The sequence below is a fragment of the Streptomyces sp. NPDC032940 genome (assembly GCF_040636935.1).
Taxonomy (GTDB): domain Bacteria; phylum Actinomycetota; class Actinomycetes; order Streptomycetales; family Streptomycetaceae; genus Streptomyces.
The window spans coordinates 101,188-117,345 of the sequence record NZ_JBEZVJ010000005.1; the positions used below are offsets into that span (position 1 = coordinate 101,188).

At 72.2% G+C, this 16,158-nt stretch carries 15 protein-coding genes and 1 pseudogene; 6 read left to right on the plus strand and 10 right to left on the minus strand.

Going from position 1 to position 16,158, the window contains the following annotated elements; genetic code table 11:
- Nucleotides 1-72: 72 nt before the first annotated feature.
- The 6 genes from AB0E77_RS09040 to AB0E77_RS09065 form a co-directional block, all read right to left on the minus strand.
- Nucleotides 73-1,254: an ROK family transcriptional regulator gene (locus AB0E77_RS09040; protein WP_361567706.1), complete on the minus strand. Its 1,182-nt coding sequence runs from the start codon at nucleotides 1,252-1,254 to the stop codon at nucleotides 73-75.
- Between the two features lie 238 nt (nucleotides 1,255-1,492).
- Entirely contained in the window at nucleotides 1,493-2,170 is a 678-nt protein-coding gene (locus AB0E77_RS09045) for a GntR family transcriptional regulator (RefSeq protein WP_361567708.1), read from the minus strand.
- A gap of 135 nt (nucleotides 2,171-2,305) precedes the next feature.
- Nucleotides 2,306-3,253: a beta-ketoacyl-ACP synthase III gene (locus AB0E77_RS09050; RefSeq protein WP_361567711.1), complete on the minus strand. Its 948-nt coding sequence runs from the start codon at nucleotides 3,251-3,253 to the stop codon at nucleotides 2,306-2,308.
- Between the two features lie 236 nt (nucleotides 3,254-3,489).
- Nucleotides 3,490-3,633 carry a hypothetical protein gene (locus AB0E77_RS09055; RefSeq protein ID WP_361567714.1) on the minus strand — a complete coding sequence of 48 codons (144 nt, stop codon included), beginning with the start codon at nucleotides 3,631-3,633 and terminating at the stop codon, nucleotides 3,490-3,492.
- Entirely contained in the window at nucleotides 3,602-4,939 is a 1,338-nt protein-coding gene (locus AB0E77_RS09060) for an OFA family MFS transporter (RefSeq protein ID WP_361567717.1), read from the minus strand. The genes AB0E77_RS09055 and AB0E77_RS09060 overlap by 32 nt, the downstream gene beginning before the upstream one ends.
- 236 nt (nucleotides 4,940-5,175) lie before the next feature.
- Entirely contained in the window at nucleotides 5,176-5,313 is a 138-nt protein-coding gene (locus AB0E77_RS09065) for a 2-dehydropantoate 2-reductase N-terminal domain-containing protein (protein WP_361567719.1), read from the minus strand.
- On the opposite strand from AB0E77_RS09065, the pseudogene AB0E77_RS09070 reads away from it, so the two are divergent.
- Nucleotides 5,296-5,439 (plus strand): annotated as a pseudogene (locus tag AB0E77_RS09070) (Fe-S-binding domain-containing protein); the annotation flags it as partial. The gene AB0E77_RS09065 and the pseudogene AB0E77_RS09070 overlap by 18 nt on opposite strands.
- A 20-nt stretch (nucleotides 5,440-5,459) precedes the next feature.
- Nucleotides 5,460-6,308: a formate dehydrogenase accessory sulfurtransferase FdhD gene (gene fdhD, locus AB0E77_RS09075; protein ID WP_361567722.1), complete on the plus strand. Its 849-nt coding sequence runs from the start codon at nucleotides 5,460-5,462 to the stop codon at nucleotides 6,306-6,308.
- Nucleotides 6,309-6,420: 112 nt separating this feature from the next.
- Here the strand turns inward: fdhD and AB0E77_RS09080 are convergent, their stop codons facing one another.
- Nucleotides 6,421-6,864 carry a MarR family winged helix-turn-helix transcriptional regulator gene (locus AB0E77_RS09080; protein ID WP_361567725.1) on the minus strand — a complete coding sequence of 148 codons (444 nt, stop codon included), beginning with the start codon at nucleotides 6,862-6,864 and terminating at the stop codon, nucleotides 6,421-6,423.
- Nucleotides 6,865-6,960: 96 nt separating this feature from the next.
- Here AB0E77_RS09080 and AB0E77_RS09085 point away from each other — a divergent pair, with 96 nt between their 5' ends.
- Nucleotides 6,961-7,878, plus strand: a complete 918-nt coding sequence (locus AB0E77_RS09085; protein WP_361567727.1) for a zinc-binding dehydrogenase — start codon at nucleotides 6,961-6,963, stop codon at nucleotides 7,876-7,878.
- A 29-nt stretch (nucleotides 7,879-7,907) separates the two neighbouring features.
- Here the strand turns inward: AB0E77_RS09085 and AB0E77_RS09090 are convergent, their stop codons facing one another.
- Nucleotides 7,908-8,918: a bile acid:sodium symporter family protein gene (locus AB0E77_RS09090; RefSeq protein ID WP_361568234.1), complete on the minus strand. Its 1,011-nt coding sequence runs from the start codon at nucleotides 8,916-8,918 to the stop codon at nucleotides 7,908-7,910.
- Between the two features lie 180 nt (nucleotides 8,919-9,098).
- Between AB0E77_RS09090 and AB0E77_RS09095 the strand changes: the two genes are divergently transcribed.
- From AB0E77_RS09095 to AB0E77_RS09105, 3 genes are all read left to right on the plus strand, one after another.
- Nucleotides 9,099-9,980 carry a LysR substrate-binding domain-containing protein gene (locus tag AB0E77_RS09095; protein ID WP_361567730.1) on the plus strand — a complete coding sequence of 294 codons (882 nt, stop codon included), beginning with the start codon at nucleotides 9,099-9,101 and terminating at the stop codon, nucleotides 9,978-9,980.
- A gap of 463 nt (nucleotides 9,981-10,443) precedes the next feature.
- Nucleotides 10,444-12,270 carry an AMP-dependent synthetase/ligase gene (locus AB0E77_RS09100; protein ID WP_361567732.1) on the plus strand — a complete coding sequence of 609 codons (1,827 nt, stop codon included), beginning with the start codon at nucleotides 10,444-10,446 and terminating at the stop codon, nucleotides 12,268-12,270.
- An 83-nt stretch (nucleotides 12,271-12,353) separates the two neighbouring features.
- Entirely contained in the window at nucleotides 12,354-13,190 is an 837-nt protein-coding gene (locus AB0E77_RS09105; protein ID WP_361567735.1) for an aldo/keto reductase, read from the plus strand.
- A gap of 75 nt (nucleotides 13,191-13,265) precedes the next feature.
- Here the strand turns inward: AB0E77_RS09105 and AB0E77_RS09110 are convergent, their stop codons facing one another.
- A complete protein-coding gene (locus AB0E77_RS09110) occupies nucleotides 13,266-14,177 on the minus strand; it encodes a class I SAM-dependent methyltransferase (protein WP_361567738.1) in 912 nt (303 codons plus the stop codon).
- A 149-nt stretch (nucleotides 14,178-14,326) separates the two neighbouring features.
- Nucleotides 14,327-16,063, minus strand: coding sequence for a glycoside hydrolase family 6 protein (locus AB0E77_RS09115; protein ID WP_361567740.1), 1,737 nt, complete (start codon nucleotides 16,061-16,063; stop codon nucleotides 14,327-14,329).
- Nucleotides 16,064-16,158 lie beyond the last annotated feature (95 nt).

Genomic DNA, 16,158 nt, shown 5'->3' on the forward strand with positions numbered 1-16,158 from the left:
CTGGTGGAGTCCGGAGGACAGGTGGTGCCTGCGCGGTGGTGCCTACGCGGGTGGTGCCTACGCGGGTGGTGCCTACGCGGGTGAGAACAGGTGGTCGCTGATCAGCCGGGCCGCGCCGATGACGCCGGCGGTGGGGCCCAGCTCCCCGAGGACGATGGGCAGGTTGCCGGTCGCCAGCGGCAGTGACTGGCGGTAGACCTGTGTGCGGATCGCGGCGAGCAGGTTGTGGCCGAGGCCGGTCACCCCGCCGCCGATCACGACCAGGCCCGGGTTGAAGAAGCTGACCAGGCCGGCGATGACCTGGCCGGTGCTGCGGCCGCCCTCCCGGATCAGGTCGAGGGCGGTGGCGTCGCCCGCGGCGGCCGCGGCGGCGACGTCGGCGGCGCTGAGGGCTCCGCTCGCCTCCAGCCGGCCGGCGAGCTCGGCGGACCGGCCCTGCTGGGCGGCCTCCGTGGCGTCGCGGGCCAGTGCCGCACCGCTGAAGTGGGCTTCCAGGCAACCCCGGTTGCCGCAGGCGCACTGGCGTCCGTCGGGCACGGCCTGGATGTGCCCGATGTCGCCCGCGCTGCCCGTCGTGCCGCGGTAGACGTCACCGCCGACGACGATGCCGCAGCCGATGCCGGTGCCGATCTTGACGACGAGGAAGTCCTGCTGGGTGCGGGCGACGCCCGCGTGCTGCTCCCCCAGTGCCATCAGGTTCACGTCGTTGTCGACCATGACCGGGCAGCCGAGTTCCTGGCTGAGCGCCTCCCGCACGGGGAAGCCGTCCCAGCCCGGCATGATCGGCGGCGCGACCGGCACGCCCTCGGGGAAGCGGACCGGCCCCGGGACGCCGATGCCGGCGCCGTCGAAGCCCTCCGCGAGCCCCGAGGCCCGCAGCTTGGCCGCCATGGACAGCACCTGCTCGAAGACCGCGACCGGACCCTCGCGCACGTCCATGGGCTGGTTGATGTGTCCGAGGATCTCCAGCTCGGCATTGGTGACCGCGAGGTCGATCGAGGTCGCGCCGATGTCGACGCCGAGGAAGCGGAGTCCGGGATTGAGGCGGACGTTGTGGGAACGGCGGCCGCCGCGCGAGGCGGCGAGCCCGTCGGCCACCACGAGCCCGGTCTCCAGCAGCCGGTCCACCTCTACCGCCAGCTTGGACCGGGACAGGTCGACCTGGTCGCCGAGCTGGGCGCGGGAGTTGGGGCCGCCGTCACGCAACAGCTGCAGCAGCCGGGCCTGATGGGCGTTCGCAGGTCGTGCCGTCATGCGTCTCACGAGCCCCTCCCCGCCTCAATCGGCTTGAGTGTACCGGCTTTTCCGGCCACATCCGTGGCTTGCTTTCGGAGGGAACGTAGCAGTGGGCGACCGGTGTGGGAAGAAGTCGCGCATGAATTGCTGCCAACTTTCTCCACTGAGAGGACAAAGGCAGGCGACGAGGTCACGGCCCAGGAGCACGAGGAGGCCGCCCGGCGGGTGCGCCGGGCGGCCTGGAGACGCTGGTGTCTCAGGAGGTGCGGTGCTCGTGGTAGGAGCGCCGCGTGTGTTCCGTGTGTTCGCGCATCAGCCGGGTCGCCCGTTGTTCGTCGCGGTCGCCGATGGCGGCGATCAGCTCGCGGTGCTCGATCCAGGACTGCATGCCGCGCTGCCGGGCGACCGGTGTGTGGTACCAGCGGACCCGACGGTCGACCTGGGCGGCGAACTCGGCGAGGACGGCGTTGCGGGCCAGCTCCATGACGGTGGCGTGGAAGCGGGCGTTGAGGACCACGGTGGCGTCCACGTCGTCGGCGGCGACGGCCCGCTCCCCCTCCGCGCACAACTCCTCCAGCGCGGCCACGCCCGCGGTGCCCGCGTTGGCGGCGGCGAGCCGGGCGGCCTCGGCCTCCAGCAGCGTACGGACCGTCAGCAGCTGGTCGGCCTCCTCCTCGGTCGGTTCGTGCACGAAGGCGCCCTGTGCGGGGCGCAGGTCGACCCAGCCCTCGGTGTTGAGCCGCTGGAGCGCCTCCCGCACGGGCTGCCGGGAGACCCCGAGATGGCCGGCGAGTTCGCTCTCGACGAGATGCTGGCCGGGCCGGAGGGCGCGGGTGGTGATGAGTTCGAGCAGCGCCTCGTAGACACGGTCGCGCAGCGGGCCGGGCCGTTCGAGCTTGGGCACCGCGCCCTGCGGCAGTCCTGCGGACAACATCGGTCCCCCTCGACGGACGGCACGAGCAGTAGGCCAAGTATCGATTGTCTTTCGTCTACAGTCTACGGCGCACGGGGTCCGGGGCCGGGAGTGCAGGCCGCGTCACACCGCACTCGCGGGGCACCCGGCGCCGCCTCACGGGCAGCGGACGACCTGCCCGGCGTAGGAGAGGTTGCCGCCGAAGCCGAAGAGCAGCACGGGGTCGCCGGTCGTGATGTCGCCGCGTTCGACGAGCTTGGAGAAGGCGAGCGGGATGCTGGCCGCCGAGGTGTTGCCGGACTCCACGACGTCGCGGGCGACGACCGCGTTGACGGCGCCGATCTTCGCGGCGAGAGGTTCGATGATGCGCAGGTTGGCCTGGTGCAGGACGACGGCGGCGAGGTCGGCGGGCTCGAGTCCGGCGCGTTCGCAGGCCCGGCGCGCGATGGCCGGCAGCTTCGTGGTCGCCCAGCGGTAGACGCTCTGCCCCTCCTGCGCGAACCTCGGGGGCGTGCCCTCGATGCGGACCGCGTTGCCCATCTCGGGCACCGACCCCCACAGCACCGGGCCGATCCCCGCGTCCTCGCCGGGCGCGCAGGCCTCCACGACGGCGGCGCCCGCCCCGTCGCCGACGAGGACGCAGGTGGTGCGGTCGGTCCAGTCGGTCACCTCGGACATCTTGTCCGCGCCGATGACGAGGGCGCGCTCCGCCGAGCCGGCCCGGACGGCGTGGTCGGCGGTGGCCAGGGCGTGGGTGAAGCCGGCGCAGACGACGTTGAGGTCCAGCACGGCGGGTCCGGGGATGCCGAGGCGGGCCGCGACCCGGGCCGCCATGTTCGGGGAGCGGTCGACGGCGGTGGAGGTGGCGACGAGCACCAGGTCGACGTCCGCGGGCGTGAGTCCGGCCGCGGCGAGCGCCTTGGCGGCGGCGTGGCCGGCCAGCTCGTCGACGGGCTCGTCGGGTCCGGCGATGCGGCGGGTACGGATGCCCACCCGGCTCCTGATCCACTCGTCGCTGGTGTCGACCATGCCCGCCAGGTCCTCGTTGGTGAGGACACCGGCGGGCTGGTAGTGGCCGACGGCGGTGATGCGGGAGCCCTGCATGGGTGGAATCCTCGTTGCCTCGGGGACGGGATCCACCAGTGTGATCAGTGACCGGTGAGTACGACGGCAGGCGAAGCGACAGGAAACGGGCGCCCTCCTTGTCGGCTTCGGTCAGCATCCGAGGCGCCTTTTCCCCTCATCCGGTGAACGGCCGGGGCATCCGGCGAACGCCCCCCTCATCCGGTGAACGGCCGGGTCATCCGGCGAACGCCCCCCTCATCCGGTGAACGGCCGGGTCATCCGGTGAACAGCTGGGCCGCCTTCCGGACGAGTTCGTACAGACCGTAGGCGAGGGGGGCGCCCACCCAGAGCCAGGTGAAGGCGATCAGCGGACGCCGGTCGGGCAGGTCAGGCGGACTCTGGCTGCTGTCGGGGGACATCGGCGGCCTCCTTCGGTACCGGCGCGGGCAGGTGGTGGCGGGCGTGGACCGGCCGGATGAGTTCGTTGGCGGCGAAGCCGACGGCCAGCAGCCCGATCATGATGACGAACGACAGTCCGTACAGGGACGGGCCGTGCCGTCCGGCCTCCTCCTGCCGGTCCGCGATCCAGTTGACGATCAGCGGTCCGAGGACGCCGGCCGTCGACCAGGCGGTGAGCAGCCGTCCGTGGATGGCGCCGACCTGGTAGGTGCCGAAGAGGTCCTTGAGGTAGGCGGGTGCCGTGGCGAAGCCGCCGCCGTAGAAGGAGAGGACGACGAGGGCGCACAGGACGAACAGGGGCTTGGAGGCGTCGCCGAACAGGGCGATCAGCGTGTACATCAGCGCGCCGACGCCCAGGTAGACGCGGTAGATGTTCTTGCGTCCGATCAGGTCGGAGGCCGTGGACCAGCCGAGCCGTCCCGCCATGTTGGCCGCCGACAGCAGCGCCACGAACCCGGCCGCGGCCGTGGCCGACACGGGGGTGGAGGTGTCGGCGAAGAAGTCCCGGATCATCGGGGCGGCCTTCTCCAGGATGCCGATGCCGGCGGTGACGTTCATGCAGAGCGCGACCCACAGCAGCCAGAACTGCGGGGTGCGCACCGCCTGGCGGGCCGACACCCGCACGCCCCCGGCCTCGCCCGGGCCGCCGCCCGCGTGTTCCGCGGGGCGCGGCACCCGCACCAGCAGCACGCCGAGCAGCATGAAGACGGCGTACGTCAGCCCGTGCACGAGGAAGGCCAGCGCGATGCCCTCGTTGTCGGCTCCGAAGGACTCCAGCATCTGGGCCGACCAGGGCGAGGCGATCAGCGCGCCGCCGCCGAAGCCCATGATGGCGATGCCGGTGGCCATGCCGGGCCGGTCCGGGAACCACTTGATCAGCGTGGAGACCGGGGAGATGTAGCCGATGCCGAGGCCGATCCCGCCGACGAAGCCGTAGCCGAGGACTATCAGCCAGTACTGCTCCACGGCGGCGCCGAGCGCGGAGAGCAGGAAGCCGGAGGAGAAGCAGACCAGGGCGACGGTCATCGCCCAGCGCGGCCCGTGCCGTTCGACCAGGGTGCCGCCGAACGCGGCGGACAGGCCGAGCATGACGATGCCGAGCTGGAAGGGCAGGGCGCTCTGGGTGCCGCTGAGGCCGAGCGCGGACTCCAGCGGCGGTTTGAACACGGACCAGGCGTAGGCCTGGCCGATGGAGAGGTGGACCGAGAGGGCGGCCGGGGGAACGAGCCAGCGGCTCCAGCCGGGGGGTGCCATGGGGGGACTCATGAGTCCCCAACCGTAGGGAGTGGGGAGGCGCTTGAGAAGACAGTTGAGGGAGGAACGAAAATCCGTTTCCACTCCGCCCCGGCTCCGTGTGCGCCGGGGCCCGGCTCCGTGTGCATCAAGGCGTGCCGGGAGCCTTGCTGGGCCAACCTCCATACTGTAGACAATATTTCGTCGACATAGGGCCGAACCGATGTGTCATGGCCCGCGGTTCCTCGGTATCCCTCGACCGAACGGAGCTAGCCCGTCATGAAAGTCGCAGTCGCCAGATGCGGCCCGCGGGCGATGAGATGGACGTCGGCGCCCGCACGGTGGAGCGCGGCGCCGACGTAGGCGCCGATGGCCCCGGCACCGAGGGCTGCGGCGTGGGCTGCCATCCGACCCTGCACGTGCAGGACAATGAGATCGTCAAGGTCACCTCGCCGCACGACAACCCGGTGACCCACGGCAACCTGTGCATCAAGGGCCGCTTCGGCTACCAGCACGTACAGAACCGGAACTGACCGGTACGAGGGGCACGGACATGGGACGAGTCACGGAACGACGCAAGGTGATCCGCGTGCGGGACGGAGCGGTCTCCACCCGCCCGGACACGCTCGTGGCGGAGGAACCGCTGGAGATCCGGCTGAACGGCAAGCCACTGGCGATCACCATGCGCACGCCCGGCGACGACTTCGCGCTGGCGGCCGGATTCCTGGTCAGCGAGGGCGTGCTCGCCGAGCAGGACGACCTGCAGAACATCGTGTACTGCGCGGGCGCCACCGCCGACGGCTCCAACACCTACAACGTGGTCGACGTGAAGACCGGTCCCGGCGTGCGGGTCCCGGACATCACGCTGGAGCGCAACGTCTACACGACCTCGTCCTGCGGCCTGTGCGGCAAGGCCAGCCTGGACGCGGTGCGCACCACGGCCCGCTGGCCGATCGCCGACACTCCCCCGGTGCGGGTCACCCCGGAACTGCTGGCGAGCCTGCCCGACCGGCTTCGCGCCGCCCAGCGGGTCTTCGACCGCACCGGCGGCCTGCACGCGGCGGCCCTGTTCACCGAGGACGGCGAGCTGGCCGACGTACGGGAGGACGTGGGCCGGCACAACGCGGTCGACAAGCTGGTCGGCCGTGCCCTGCAGAACGGGGACCTGCCGCTGTCCCGGTCCGTGCTGCTGGTGTCGGGCCGGGCCTCCTTCGAGCTGGCGCAGAAGGCGGTGATGGCGGGCATCCCGGTGCTCGCGGCGGTGTCGGCGCCGTCCTCGCTTGCGGTGGATCTGGCCGCCGAGACGGGGCTGACGCTGGTGGGCTTCCTGCGCGGCACCTCCATGAACGTGTACGCGGGTGAGGACCGCGTCGCCCTGCGGGCCGCGGCCGCCCAGGGCTGACCCACCTCTCCCCCGGCACGGCGGCGGGGCCCCGGACGGCGGGGAGCGCCCCCTGCGCCGCAGGGCCCCGCCTCATCCGGCCGGCTCGTCAGGCCTCCTCCCCCGGCGTCCGTCAGCCGGCGGCATCCGTACCGGCGACCCGCCGGACCATGTCCAGCAGCAGCGTCCGCTCCTCGGCCGTCAGCGGCGCGAGCAGTTCGTCGTTGGCCGCGCGGGCGGCCTTCTCGCACCGCGCGAGCACCCGGCCGCCCTCCTCGGTGAGGGACACCGCGTTCTTGCGGCGGTCGGCCGGGTCCGGGGCGCGCACGACGAGATCCGCCGCCTGGAGGTCGTTGAGGACGCCGACCAGGTCCTTCGGGTCGAGTCCGATGCCGCGCCCGAGGTCGGCCTGGGCGACGGGGGCGAGATCGCGGACGGCGGAGAGCACCACGTGGTGCCACATCTTCAGCCCTTCCGCGGCCAGCGCCTCGGCCACCAGGGCGCGGCCACGGGCGGCGGCCCGGCCCAGCAGCCAGCTCGGCAGGGAACGGATCTCGGGAAGCGGTGCGTCGGCCATGGGGCCAGCCTACCCAGAAATCGTTGGACTTCCCCACGACCTACCCCTATCGTTGGGATTACCAACGAACCCGAGACGACTTCTGGAGGTGCGGCGATGCGCCGTGTCCGGTACGCGTCCACCGGAGGCCCCCTGTTCCTGGAGGAGGTGCCCGTCCCCGAGCCGGGCCCGGGTGAGCTGCTGGTGCGCTGCGAGGCGGTCGGCGTCACCCTGCCCGTGGTCCGCAAGGTCACCGAGGCCCCCGATCCGGTCCCGCTCGGCGGCGAGGTCGCCGGGGAGGTGGTGGCCACCGGCGCCGGCGTGACCGGCTTCCGGGCGGGCGACCGGGTGACGGGGCTCTGCTTCGGCCACGGCTACGCCGACTTCGCCGTCCTGCGCCGGGAGATGGCCACACCGGTCCCCGACGGCGCCGGCGCCGTCGACGCGGTCGCGCTGGTCCGCAGCGGCCTGGTGGCGCTCGGTGCCCTGTCCGCCGCGTGCCCCCGGCCCGGCGAGTCGGCGCTCGTGACGGCGGCCGCGAGCGGCGTCGGCCAGCTTGCCGTGCGGCTCGCGCGGACCCGCGGCGCGGCGCGCGTGGTGGGCGCCGTCTCCGACCCCGCCAAGGCGGACTTCGTGCGCTCCCTCGGCGCCGACGAGGTCCTGGTCTACGGCGACGACGACTGGGGCGAGCCCGTCGACTACGTCCTCGACGGGGTGGGCGGCGACCTGCTGACCCCGGCCGTCGCCGCCCTCGCCCCGGGCGGCCGGCTGGTGGCGTACAGCTCGGGCGGCGGCACCGTCCGGGCGTACGACCTGCTGGTGGGCGCCAGGACGGTGACGGGGTTCCAGATGGCGCGGATCGCCCGCGAGCGGCCGGAGCTGTACGAGCGGTGGCGCCGGGAGCTGTGGCGGCTGTACGCGGAGGGGGTGCTGCGGCCCGCCGTGCACGGGAGGTTTCCGCTGGAGGACGCGGCGAAGGCCCACGAGGCGATCGCGTCCCGCGGCAACCTGGGGAAGGTCGTCCTCGTGCCATGAGCGCCGCCGCCCGACCCTGCGAACCCGGCTCAGCGCGAGCGTGTCCCCGAACCGACGGCCGTCCGCGCCCCCGTGGCCGGCTCGTCCGCGGCGACGGCCTCGGGGTCGTGCGACCGGCGCTTGGCGATGACGGCGCACACCATCAGCTGCATCTGGTGGAAGAGCATCAGCGGCAGCACGGCCAGCGAGGCGTGCGCGCCGAACAGGACGCTCGCCATGGGCAGGCCGGAGGCCAGGGACTTCTTGGAACCGGCGAACTGGATCGCGATCCGGTCGGCCCGGCCGAAGCCCAGCGCACGCGCCCCGAACCAGGTCAGCGCCAGCATCACCGCGAGCAGCACCGCCTCCACGGCCAGCAGGCCGCCCAGCCGGACCGGGCTCACCTGGTGCCAGATGCCCTGCACCATGCCCTCGCTGAACGCGGTGTAGACGACCAGGAGGATCGAGCCGCGGTCGACGAGCCCGAGCACCTTCTTGTGCCGCGCGACGAACCCGCCGATCCAGCGGCGCAGCACCTGCCCCGCGGCGAACGGCACCAGCAGCTGGAGCACGATCTTCACGACCGAGTCGGCGGAGAACCCGCCCCCGCTGTTGCCGAGCAGCGCCGCGGCCAGCAGCGGGGTCAGGACGATGCCCGCCAGCGAGGAGAAGGAGCCGGCGCAGATCGCCGCGGGCACGTTGCCGCGGGCCATGGAGGTGAAGGCGATCGACGACTGGATGGTGGAGGGGACCAGGGTGAGGAAGAGCAGGCCCTGGTAGAGGGGGTCGGTGAGGAAGACCGGGACGAGGCCGCGGGCCGCCAGGCCCAGCACCGGGAAGACGACGAAGGTGCAGGCCAGCACGGTGACGTGGAGCCGCCAGTGACGCAGCCCGTCCATCGCCTCACGGGTGGAGAGCCGGGCGCCGTACAGGAAGAAGAGGAAGGCGATCGCGACCGTGGATGCCCCGGAGGCGACGTCGGCGCCCGCCCCGCGGGCCGGTACGAGCGCCGCGAGGCCCACCGTCCCGAGCAGCAGCAGGATGTACGGGTCGATCGGCATCCGACTCGGCCGGCGCAGGCGTCTCACGGTGCTCCACTTGCTCGTTGCTCACTCGGTCTCTGCGTGTCACGCGGGGAACGCGGGTCCCCGCTCCATCGTGCTCCCCCGACCGGCGATCGGGAATCCGGTACACCGCTCTCACTGTCATCACGCAACGCGATGACCGGTACGGTGGGCGGCGTGTACGACCCCTCCCAGCTGCGGACCTTTCTGACCGTGGCCCAGACGCTGAGCTTCACGCAGGCCGCGCGGCGGCTCGGACTGCGCCAGTCGACGGTGAGCCAGCACGTGCGGCGGCTGGAGGACGCGACCGGCCGGCAGCTGTTCACGCGGGACACGCACTCCGTGGAGCTCACCGAGGACGGCGAGGCGATGCTCGGCTTCGCGCGCCGCATCCTGGAGGTGCACGAGCAGGCGACGGCCTTCTTCACCGGCACCCGGCTGCGCGGCCGGCTGCGCTTCGGGGCGTCCGAGGACTTCGTGCTGACCCGGCTGCCGGAGATCCTGGAGGGCTTCCGGCAGGAGCACCCGGAGGTCGACCTGGAGCTGACGGTGGAGCTGTCGGGCACGCTCCACGAGCAGCTGGCCGCCGGGGACCTCGACCTGGTGCTGGCCAAGCGGCGTCCCGAGGACCCGCGCGGCGAGCCGGTCTGGCAGGACCGGCTGGTGTGGATCGGCGGGGAGCGGCTGCGCCTCGATCCCGACCGCCCGGTACCGCTCATCGTCTACCCCCCTCCGGGCATCACCCGCGCGCTCGCGCTGGACGCGCTGCAACGGCAGGGCCGCGAGTGGCGCATCGCCTGCACCAGCGGCAGCCTCAACGGGCTGATCGCGGCGGCCCGCGCGGGCCTCGGGGTGATGGCGCACTCGCGAGGGCTCGTCCCGCCCGGTCTGGTCCGCGTGCCGGACCGGGCCGGGCTGCCCGAGCTGGGCCGCGTCGACTTCGTGCTGGTGCACGGGCGCCGCCGCCCTTCGGCGCAGGGGGCCGCGGACGCCCTGGCGGCGGCGATCCTGGCGGGCGGTGACCGGCTGCACCCGTCTCAGCGTGCGGGTCGCGCGTAGGTCGGCTGCTCGAGCGCCGCGGGAACGGCGACGCCTCCACGTGGTGGACGCCCTCCAGCCGGCCGAGCCGGCCGCTGAGGCAGTCGTACACATGGGAGGTGCTGCGGACGACGGCGGTGGCGATGGTGCGGGGACGGTCCCGCGGTCGGGGCGGCGTGGGCGATCCGGGCGGACCGCGGCGCTCCGCGGGCCGGTGCGGCGTCCGGGACGCCCGTGCCCGGGAAGGAGGCGGCGCCACCGCACCGGGGGTAGGTGGGTCGTACAGATTCCGTGGAGATTACGGCATCGAAACTTACTCAACCGTCAGGAATGTGTCCGACCCTTCCCCATGTGGGCGCATTTCCTCGCACTGACCAGCGCGAACCTGAGCACTGCTCGATTTCGCCGGCCCTCCCGTCCCCGCCCCGCGTGGGGTAGCTTTCACCGCGCTGTGCGGGGCGTCACCAGGAGCGGGGAGCGGGGTTTGCGCGAGTTCACCAACCCTCCGACGACGTCGGCACCACCGGTGGGCGGTCTGGCCGACGTGGTCTTCCAGCATGCCCAGGAGGACCCGCAGCACATCGCCCTGGGCCGCAAGGACGAGGACGGCCGGTGGCGGGACGTGACCGCGGCGGCCTTCCGCGACGAGGTGCTGGCCCTGGCCAAGGGCCTGCTCGCCCAGGGTGTCCGCTTCGGCGACCGGGTCGCCATCATGTCCCGCACCCGCTACGAGTGGACCCTCTTCGACTTCGCCCTGTGGACGATCGGTGCCCAGGTGGTGCCGGTCTACCCGACCTCGTCGGCCGAGCAGTGCCTGTGGATGCTGTACGACGCCGAGGTGACGGCGGCGGTCGTGGAGCACGAGGACCACGCGATGACGATCGCCACCGTCATCGACCGGCTGCCGCACCTGCGGGGCCTGTGGCAGCTGGACTCCGGCGCCGTGCAGGAGCTCTACGACGCGGGCGCCCACCTCGACGACGAGGTGGTGCACCGGCACCGCAGGGCGGTCACGCCCGACTCGCCCGCCACCGTCATCTACACCTCCGGCACCACCGGCCGCCCCAAGGGCTGCGTCCTGACGCACGGCAACTTCATGTACGAGGCCGACACGGTCATCGACCGCTGGGAGCCGGTGTTCCACTCCAGGAAGGGCGACGAGGCGTCGACCCTGCTCTTCCTGCCGCTCGCGCACGTCTTCGGGCGGATGGTGGAGGTCGCCGCGATCCGCGGCCGGGTCCGCTTCGGCCACCAGCCCCAGCTCAACGCCGCCGCGCTCCTGCCCGACCTGGCCGCCTTCCGGCCGACCTTCATCCTGGCCGTGCCGTACATCTTCGAGAAGGTGTTCCACGCGGCCCGGCGCAAGGCGGAGAAGGAGGGCAAGGCGGGTCCCTTCGAGAAGGCCGTCGAGGTGGCCGTCAAGTACGCGGAGGCCGTGGAGGCGAAGGCCTGGGGCATCGGTCCGGGCCCCTCGGCGGGCCTGCGCATGCAGCACCAGCTGTTCGACAAGCTCGTCTACGCCAAGGTGCGCCAGGCGATGGGCGGCCGCATCCGCAACGCCATGTCGGGCGGCTCGGCGATGGACCGGCGGCTCGGCCTGTTCTTCGCGGGCGCGGGCGTGCAGATCTACGAGGGCTACGGGCTGACCGAGTCCACGGCGGCGGCCACCGCCAACCCGCCCGAGCGCACCCGCTACGGCACCGTCGGCCGTCCCATCCCGGGCGTCACCGTGCACATCGCGGACGACGGCGAGATCTGGCTGAACGGCGGCAACGTCTTCCAGGGCTACCTCAACAACCCGAAGGCCACCGACGAGGCCCTGCACGACGGCTGGCTGGCCACCGGCGACCTGGGCTCGCTGGACGAGGACGGCTACCTCACCATCACCGGCCGCAAGAAGGAGATCCTGGTGACCTCGGGCGGCAAGAGCGTCTCGCCGGGGCTGCTGGAGGAGCGCGTCCGGGACCATCCGCTGGTCAACCAGTGCATCGTCGTCGGCAACGACCGCCCCTACGTCGCCGCCCTGATCACCCTCGACCAGGAGGCGGTCGAGCACTGGCTGACGATGCGCAACAAGCCCCGGATGTCCCCGGCAGAGCTGGTGCACGACGCCGACCTGGAGACGGAGGTGCGGCGCGCGGTCGTCGCGGCCAACACGCTCGTGTCGCAGGCCGAGTCGATCCGCACCTTCCGCATCCTCGCCCAGCCGTTCACCGAGGAGCACGGGCTGCTGACCCCGTCGCTCAAGCTCAAGCGCAAGGCCATCGAGAAGGCCTACGACACCGAGGTCGAAGCCCTGTACCGGGCATGAGTTTCGCGGTCAGGAATGCACGGCGCCCCGTGATCGTTGACGATGGGCGTACCACCTGACCACAACCGAAGGATCAAGAGCTCGTGAGCAGCAAGGTCCCCCCGATCACCCTGAACAACGGCGTCGAGATGCCCCAGCTGGGCTTCGGCGTCTGGCAGGTGCCGGACGACGAGGCCGAGACGGCCGTCGCCACCGCCCTGGAGGCCGGGTACCGCAGCATCGACACAGCGGCGATCTACGGCAACGAAGAGGGCACCGGCAAGGCCATCGCCGCCTCCGGCATCGCCCGCGAGGACCTCTTCGTCACCACCAAGCTGTGGAACAGCGAGCAGGGGTACGACTCCACGCTGCGCGCCTTCGACACCTCGCTGAGCAAGCTCGGCCTCGAGTACGTGGACCTGTACCTGATCCACTGGCCGCTGCCGTCGAAGGACCGCTACGTCGACACGTACAAGGCGTTCGAGAAGCTGTACGCCGACGGCCGGGTCAAGGCCATCGGCGTCTCCAACTTCCTGCCGGAACACCTGGAGCGGCTGATCGCCGAGACGTCGGTCGTCCCGGCCGTCAACCAGATCGAGCTGCACCCGCACCTCCAGCAGCACGCCGCCCGTGAGATCCACGCGCAGCAGGGCATCGCCACCGAGGCCTGGTCCCCGCTCGGCTCGGGCAAGGGCATCCTGGAGATCCCCGCGATCGTGGCGATCGCCCAGAAGCACAACCGCACCCCGGCCCAGGTCGTGCTGCGCTGGCATCTCCAGCTCGGCAACGTCGTGATCCCGAAGTCCGTGACGCCGTCGCGGATCAAGGAGAACATCGACGTGTTCGACTTCTCCCTGGACACCGAGGACCTCGCGGCGATCAGCGCGCTGAACGAGGACCGGCGCCTCGGCCCCGACCCGGCGGAGTTCGACGTCGCCTGATCCGCGCGCGCCCCGAAGGGCCCGGTCCGTGCGGACCGGGCCCCTCGTGCGCCGTCCGGGCGCCCGCCACCTCCGTCAGTGCGCGGGCCGCACCGCCGTGTGGACGGTGTGCGCCAGCAGTACGAAGACGTCGGGGCGCCGGTGCACGCTCGCGGCGTCGTCGGGGTCGAGCAGCCGGTCGAGGGTGGCCCGGTCGCCGGCGTCGAGGGTCTCGCCGAAGCGGTCCCGCATCCGGGACAGGGACGAGACGACGTATCCGCGGGCCTCGTCGGAGACGGGGGCGGGCAGGTCCAGCAGGAAGCTGCGGGTGCCGGTGTGCTTCAGGCCCGCCGCGGTCAGCAGCGCCGGCCAGTCCTCGGTCTCGGCCACGGAGCCGGGCAGGCTCGCGCGCATCTCGGTGAAGGAGTCCTCCTCGGCGGCGCGCAGCCGGGCCTGCAGTCCCGGGCGCCCGATGCCGATGTCCCGGGGCAGGAAGCGGGCGGGCAGCCCGCCCTCCAGGATCGCCATCGTGCCGCCGGGCGCGAGATGTCCGGCGAGGGCGGCGAGGGCGGCACGCTGGTCGCCCAGGTGGTGCAGGCTCTGGCTCGCCCACAGCAGGTCGGCGGGGTGGTCCAGCTCGCCCAGGACGTCCGGCAGTTCACCGGTGAGGGTGGTGAAGCGGTCGCCGACGCCGAGCCGGGCGGCCCGTTCGCGGGCGCGCTCCAGGAGGGGTCCGGCCCCGTCGACGGCGACGACCCGGGCCCCCGGGAAGGCGTCGGCGAACAGGCAGGAGAGGACGCCGGGCCCGCTGCCCGCGTCGGCGATCAGCCCCGGCTCGGTCACCTCCTGGGCGAGCCAGGCCATGGCCTGCCGGTACAGGGGGGCGAGCAGCTCCGCCTGCTCCTCCAGCAGCAGGGCCATGGCGGCCCAGTCGATGTCGTGGTCGTGGTCGTGGCCGGGGTGATGGCCGGGCTCGTGCTGCGGGTGGTGGTCGTGGTCGTGCGCCATGCCGGTCAGCCTTCCGTTCGCGGGGCCGTCAGGGTGCGACGACTCACCGCGCCGGGGCAAGTTCTCTTGCCGCAATCGCAAAAAGGCCGTGCGGGGGTCCGGCCCCGGGAGGCCGGACCCCGACGGTGACTACCGGTGCGCGGGTCCGGTCACGACAGCGGCGGGTAGGCGTTCTTCATCAGCTCCTGGAACTGCGCGGAGAACCACTTGCCCGAGATCGGGGCGTCCGGGAGGGCACCGGACATGTTGTTGCCGTTGCGGGCGTTGCCGGTGTACGTGGGGTCGCACATCCGGTCGAAGCCCTTGCCCTCGTCGTTCGGGATCTCCTTGCTCGCGCCGTCCGACTCGCCCGGCGGCTTCATCCACACGTAGGCGTCGATGCCCGGCTCGGGGTCGGCCTGCGGCCGTTCGCCGAGGCCGGCTCCGGACTGGTTGCACCAGTTGCCGAGGTGGATGCGGCGGTCGTAGCGGCCACCGTCGACGTACGTGTCGACGCTGGTCGTCGCGCCGGGCCCGGTGGGCCGCTGGGTGCCGCCCCAGCCGTTGCGGGAGGTGTCGATGAGCATGCCGATCTTCGAGTCGAAGCCGATCGAGACCAGCTTGTCGCGCATCGCCTGGGCGTAGGACAGCTCGTCGGTGTAGCGGTTCCAGTCGACCCACTTGGACTGGCGCACGGACGTGCCGTTCACACTGTCCGTGATCTTGAAGTTGTCCTCCTTCAGCGCGCTGTAGTTGGCGGTGTTGACGATGAAGCCGTGGACGTCGTTCACGGTCGCGCCCTCGGTGGTGGCGGCCGTCTTGAACATGTCGGCCGAGGCGCCGAAGTTGTCGTCCCAGCCGAGCCAGCCGTGGTGGCCGGCGTCGATGTAGTTGTAGACGTTGCCGATGTCGCCCAGCTTGTTCAGGGCGTAGCCGACGCCCTTCTGGTAGTTGCCGTTGGCCTTCATCACGTCGCAGTTGGGCGTGGCGGTCGGCCGGCCCGAGACGTTGGTGACGAGGTTGGGCAGCGAGTCGATCTCGACGGTGGTGACGATCCGCAGGGAGGCGTACTTCGGGTCGGCGAGGATCGCGGCGATCGGGTCGATGTACTGCGTCTTGTACTTGTCGATCTCCGTCGGGCCCAGCTCGCCGTTGGAGGCCAGGGCCGAGCAGTCACGTCCGGGCAGGTTGTAGATGACGAGCTGGATGTACAGCTCGCCGTCGCCCTTCTGCCGGAGCGCCTCGTCGAGGTGGTCGCGCAGACCCATGCCGCCGTTCGCGCCCTCGATGGCCGCGATCCGGTCCAGCCAGACACCGGTGGGCTGGTCGGCGATCCGGCTGCCGCCGGGCTCGGCCGCCGCCTTCTCGGACCACTCCGGGTTCACGTAACCCTTGGCGCCGGCGTACGGGTTGTCCACCCGGTCGGACGGCCCGGTGGGGTCGGTCGGGTCCGTGGGATCGGTCGGGTCGGTGGGGTCGGTCGGTCCGCCGTCGACGTTGCAGGTCACGCCGTTGAGGGTGAAGCCGGCCGGGATCGCATTGCTGCCGCTGTAGGTGCCCTGGAATCCGAAGCTGGCCGAACCGCCCGTGGGCAGCGCGCCGTTGTAGGACTCGTTGGCCGCGGTGACGGCGGCGCCGCTCTGGGTGACCTTCGCGTTCCAGCTGTTGGTCACCTTCTGGCTGCCGGCGTACGTCCAGTTCAGCGACCAACCGGAGGTGGCCGCACCATTGTTGGTGACGGTCACGGCGGCGGTGAAGCCGCTGCCCCAGTCGTTCTGCACCTGGTAGTCGACGGTACAGGCGGCGGCCGCGGCGCCGGCGCTCGCGGAGTGCGCGGCCAGGGCCGTGCCGGAGGCGCCGGCCACCAGTGTCAGGGCGGCGAGCATCGCGGTTCTGGTCCGGGTCATGAGTGCGGGTTCCTTCTTTCGTCGGGGTGCGGGTGCGGTCGTGCGGGGTCGCACGCCTGCCTGGCGCGGGCCGTTCCCGGGCGGCATGGGGGTGC

Excerpts from the sequence above, each read along its gene's own strand:
- AB0E77_RS09055 (WP_361567714.1), bottom strand. The coding sequence starts at position 3,633 with ATGTCCCCCGACAGCAGCCAGAGTCCGCCTGACCTGCCCGACCGGCGT.
- AB0E77_RS09060 (WP_361567717.1), bottom strand. The coding sequence starts at position 4,939 with ATGAGTCCCCCCATGGCACCCCCCGGCTGGAGCCGCTGGCTCGTTCCC.
- AB0E77_RS09045 (WP_361567708.1), bottom strand. The coding sequence starts at position 2,170 with ATGTTGTCCGCAGGACTGCCGCAGGGCGCGGTGCCCAAGCTCGAACGG.
- AB0E77_RS09080 (WP_361567725.1), bottom strand. The coding sequence starts at position 6,864 with ATGGCCGACGCACCGCTTCCCGAGATCCGTTCCCTGCCGAGCTGGCTG.
- AB0E77_RS09085 (WP_361567727.1), top strand. The coding sequence starts at position 6,961 with ATGCGCCGTGTCCGGTACGCGTCCACCGGAGGCCCCCTGTTCCTGGAG.
- AB0E77_RS09110 (WP_361567738.1), bottom strand. The coding sequence starts at position 14,177 with ATGGCGCACGACCACGACCACCACCCGCAGCACGAGCCCGGCCATCAC.
- AB0E77_RS09090 (WP_361568234.1), bottom strand. The coding sequence starts at position 8,918 with ATGCCGATCGACCCGTACATCCTGCTGCTGCTCGGGACGGTGGGCCTC.
- AB0E77_RS09115 (WP_361567740.1), bottom strand. The coding sequence starts at position 16,063 with ATGACCCGGACCAGAACCGCGATGCTCGCCGCCCTGACACTGGTGGCC.
- AB0E77_RS09050 (WP_361567711.1), bottom strand. The coding sequence starts at position 3,253 with ATGCAGGGCTCCCGCATCACCGCCGTCGGCCACTACCAGCCCGCCGGT.
- fdhD (WP_361567722.1), top strand. The coding sequence starts at position 5,460 with ATGGGACGAGTCACGGAACGACGCAAGGTGATCCGCGTGCGGGACGGA.
- AB0E77_RS09040 (WP_361567706.1), bottom strand. The coding sequence starts at position 1,254 with ATGACGGCACGACCTGCGAACGCCCATCAGGCCCGGCTGCTGCAGCTG.
- AB0E77_RS09065 (WP_361567719.1), bottom strand. The coding sequence starts at position 5,313 with ATGGCAGCCCACGCCGCAGCCCTCGGTGCCGGGGCCATCGGCGCCTAC.